The 4298-nt window shown below is 35.5% G+C and carries 3 protein-coding genes; all 3 read left to right on the forward strand.

Annotated features, from left to right (window positions below):
- Window positions 1-564: 564 nt before the first annotated feature.
- The 3 genes from J5V48_RS09460 to J5V48_RS09470 all read left to right on the forward strand — a co-directional run bounded on the left by J5V48_RS09460 (window position 565) and on the right by J5V48_RS09470 (window position 4131).
- Complete coding sequence (locus J5V48_RS09460) at window positions 565-1998, forward strand: hypothetical protein (protein ID WP_219938347.1); 1434 nt, start codon at window positions 565-567, stop codon at window positions 1996-1998.
- A complete protein-coding gene (prmA, locus tag J5V48_RS09465; RefSeq protein WP_219938349.1) occupies window positions 1985-2875 on the forward strand; it encodes a 50S ribosomal protein L11 methyltransferase in 891 nt (296 codons plus the stop codon). The genes J5V48_RS09460 and prmA overlap by 14 nt, the downstream gene beginning before the upstream one ends.
- A gap of 146 nt (window positions 2876-3021) precedes the next feature.
- Window positions 3022-4131, forward strand: a complete 1110-nt coding sequence (locus J5V48_RS09470) for a hypothetical protein (protein ID WP_219938351.1) — start codon at window positions 3022-3024, stop codon at window positions 4129-4131.
- Window positions 4132-4298 lie beyond the last annotated feature (167 nt).

The following is a 4298-nucleotide window of genomic DNA, read 5'->3' on the forward strand; positions in this document are numbered from 1 at the left end:
AGCAACAGCAGTGCTAGACTGCGGTTTTATCAATTTTTATACTTCTAAAGTTCTATTTTTGAACTGCAGAAGTAGAGTTATTACTCCTTAAAACAAGGCAGACCCTTGAGGAGCAATCATTGATTGTCATCGAAGTTAGCCTTAAAGGTAAAACCTCGATTATTAAAAGCTACCACCTTAAAATGAGGATGTGTTAGGGTAGCTACGAAAAAGTAGCTGTTTTAACATAAGCTGCACGCTTCTTTGCGGCCTGAGACTCAAGGAAACGTGGCAAATAATGAGCCTTAAGACAAGTAGTGTTATTTACCACTTCTTTATCTTCTAACCAAAGAATCCTGAGTGCAAAGTCCCGAACTTCGACCTCTGTCATTTGTTTAACCATGAGCCACCGCACGACTAAAAACAGAATCAACAGGAACTTTGAGGAAATAATGAAATTACTTAATTCAAAAGGATTATGTTTGAAATTATAGATTACTTTTCAAAAACAGCAAAACTCGTTATATTTTTACAGATTACCTAATAAATTTGCTAAAATTTAGCAAACATATAAATGAGACAGAAATGAAACAGAATATCTATAAGCAACGCGCTCTTTTTTTGCTATTACCATTAGGTCTTTTGGCAATAATCGCCTTTGCTTTTGACAGACGAATTCCTACAGGGCTTAACTATAATCTTCAAGCCATTCTTCTCACTTTATCAAGAAATGTTTTACCAGGATTTTTCGCAATAGCTGTAGCCTGTCTTATTCCATGTATAAACCGTTTTTATCAGCTTGTTGCAATTGGTTTTAACTATGTACTGATTAGTTCAGTATGTATCACGTTCTATCCAACCTTATTTCCACAACCCACACCCTGGGTAGTAGCATCTCTGTCAGCAGCTCTTTTCTTGTTGCCAAATTCTGATGCTGAAGCAGAGGTTGATACTTTAAAATTCGGTTCTCTTTTAAGAAAAGCTTTAGGTATCATTATTACACCTTCACTGATGCTGCTCATATTTGTGGTTCTTGTAAGAAATATTGAACACTCAATCGTAATTACTTTTACTTCTGTATTTGTTGACTCGATGCTAGCGTGCATTTACGTACCTATTTATGAAGTAATGCTTACTTTAGGATTCAGTCCACTTTTGAATAACTTAGCTTCAATGCAGTCTGAATCTATGACAACTAATGCTATTCTTAATAGTGTTATTCTCGTAAACATGATTTCATTTCCTGCAGTTATTTTTGCAAAAGCAGCATTCGAAGACGGATTCTCAAGGTTATTCCTGCTATTTCTTGCTCTAATAACATGTCTAACAGCGAAGAATGGAACCTGCATCAGCCTTGAACTTGCAATCATCTTGATGTTTTATCCAGGAACAATGCTTGTTCTTATATTAAGTTCAATTTTTGTTTTCTTTGTCTGTCTATATCTTCAGATCCCAGCATTAACTGGTTTTGAGCAACTTTATATACCTGACATAATCTTTAGGAATATGGCTTTAATGAATATGCATGTGAATGATTTTTCAGCTATTTTCTTTGCCATTGCTATTCCCGTAGTCTTTCAGTCAGTACTCTCTAAAATCAGTATGCTCAATTACCTGAGAGTAAAATTTAAATACAGAAACCAGACAGCTGGCTTTAAGCTAAATCAGATAGATTCACCTGAACTGCTGCTTATCGGTCTTTTAAAAAATCTAGGCGGCAGAAGCAATCTGCAGTCAGTTATGATGATTGGTGAAGATCTGTACGTAAAAGTTAAAGACTTTTCTAAAATTTCCCAGCATGGTCTGCTTGTTCTTGGCAAACGAAGAGTCGGATTTTTAAGATCAAAGAATGAAATTAGACTAAGCCTGAAACAGGATGCAAATATCATCGAACTTAGAATAAGAAACATTATTGCTAATGAACTAAACTATATTAGTGATGATAATGAGGTCGCAAAAGAATTCAATATTTCCCAATATGTCCATTCCCTAAAGGAGAAAACCGGTGACACAGAATAATGACTGGATACAGATCAAAATCAGAACAACAAACAGCTTTTCTGATGCTGTTGCAGAACTGTTAGAACAGTTAGGTGCTCTGGCAGTAAGCTATACAGATGCTGAAGATTCTCCTATCCTAGAACCCAAACCAGGTGAAAGACGCTTATGGCCAAACACAGAGGTTACAGGTCTTTTAGATAAGGGAACCGATCCTGAACCTATTCTTGCAAAACTAAAAGCAATTTTAGGCGATCATATTCCTATGGCTGCAACACACCTGGAGGATAAAAACTGGATCCGTGCTTGGATGGATCAGTTTAAACCATTAAAGTTTGGCTCTCATCTGTGGATCTGCCCTTCTTGGTTAAAGGTTGAAGAAGAAAACTCTGTTGTTGTTATGCTCGATCCTGGTCTTGCATTTGGTACAGGCACACATCCTACTACTGCACTATGTCTTGGTTATCTTGATTCTCTTGATCTGAAAGATAAACTCGTTTTAGATTATGGCTGTGGCTCAGGTATTCTTGCTATTGCTGCATTAAAGCTTGGTGCTAAAAAAGCTATGGGTGTTGATATCGATGAGCAGGCTTTGCAGGCTTCTTTAGAAAATGCAAAAAGAAATGATGTTGATGACAGATTAGAACTTGTCATGGGTACAGACAAGAAACTTGAACTTCCAAAATCACAGATAACTGTAGCAAATATTCTTGCAGGGCCACTGGCACAATTAGAGCCTGTAATTGCTGATCTGACAGCATCAGGCGGTTTACTTGCACTTTCTGGAATCCTGACAGAACAAGCAGATGAAGTAATTGAGGCATACTCAAAAGATTTCATTATGAACAAAGTTAAAGATAAGGACGGATGGGCCTTACTAACTGGCACAAGAAAGTAGAAATTCACGTCTTGTTACTTTCAAAGCCCCTGTATGACACATAGCATACCGGGGCTTTATTATTTTTAACTATTTTCCTTTATTATTCATCTAGTTAAAAAATAATTAGACCAACGGTTTAATTATACAAAAGATTTCAAGACACAATGAAAACTCATTACCTTTTGCTTATATGTGGAATTCTGATATCTGCAGTTTGTGCATTCATTGCATATATAGAATTTATTGCATCAGAATTTACACCAAAAACAAGCAAAAATCTCGAGGGCATCGATGATCGCATACAGAATGTTCTGTATTATGCATCACTTGCCCCAAGTTCCCATAATGCACAGATGTGGAAGGTAAGGATAAACCCATCAATCAATGCAATTTATATAACTTTAGATGACTCAAGAACATTAAAAGTCATCGATAAGAAAAACAGAGAAAGTTACATCTCTATTGGTTGCTATGTAAAAGCATTAGAGATGGCGTTTAAAGCATTCAATTACAAAACAATCACAAACATACAAGAAGATTCAAAACAAGTTTTAGTTACATTTTCAAAGGAAAATACAGGAGATATTAACCATGATATTCTTGATTCTTTAACTAAAAGACATTCTGATAAGCAGATATTTTCAGACAGGATGCTTGATAAAGATCTTGTTACTAAATTATCTGCTGTATCAGATAATGCTATTCTTTTACAAAAATCAGATAAATCCTATAACGACCTAAAGCCTCTCATAAAAGATGCAGTAAAACGTCAGACCTACGATAAAATGGCTGTAGCAGAGCTTGCATCATATATGAGATTTTCAGATGATGAATCTAAAGAAAAACAGGATGGCCTCGATGCCGAACAGCTAGGTTTGAGAGGACTAAAAAAGTTTTTCTATTACCTTTTTGTTAACTCAAGTACTGTTTTAACTGAAACATTTTCAAAACAGACTGTCAGCATTATTAACAAACAGATAGACAGCGCTCAGGCTTTTGTTTTACTCGAAAGTTATGGTGACGACTTTAAATCTAAAGTAATACAAGGAATGGAGCTTATGGAATTATGGATGTTCCTGACAGACAACAATGTTGAGGTTCACCCAATAAGTGCTCCTGTTGAATATAAAGATAGTATAAACAGAATCAATAAAATTCTAAACAAACATACAGATACTGATATGATATTAAGAGTCGGTTATGCAGAAAAATATTTACAAAACCACCGTCTGCGTAGAGATCTTGATAAATACATAGAGGTTGTAAAGGATTAATGGCCAGAAGAAAGAAAGAGGAGCCTACTGTTCACAGACAGGCAATTGCAAATGCCGCTCATGAACTGTTTTCATCAAAAGGTATTGAAAATTATGGCGAAATTATTAAAGCACACTAAGATCACAATTTGATTATGTTTATGCCTTAATACTTGCAATCAAATCAC

Source organism: Succinivibrio faecicola, assembly GCF_019448115.1.
GTDB lineage: Bacteria > Pseudomonadota > Gammaproteobacteria > Enterobacterales > Succinivibrionaceae > Succinivibrio > Succinivibrio faecicola.

What these genes read in the sequence shown, in the direction of transcription:
- J5V48_RS09470 (WP_219938351.1), top strand. Translation starts at nt 3,022, where the DNA reads ATGAAAACTCATTACCTTTTGCTTATATGTGGAATTCTGATATCTGCA.
- J5V48_RS09460 (WP_219938347.1), top strand. Translation starts at nt 565, where the DNA reads ATGAAACAGAATATCTATAAGCAACGCGCTCTTTTTTTGCTATTACCA.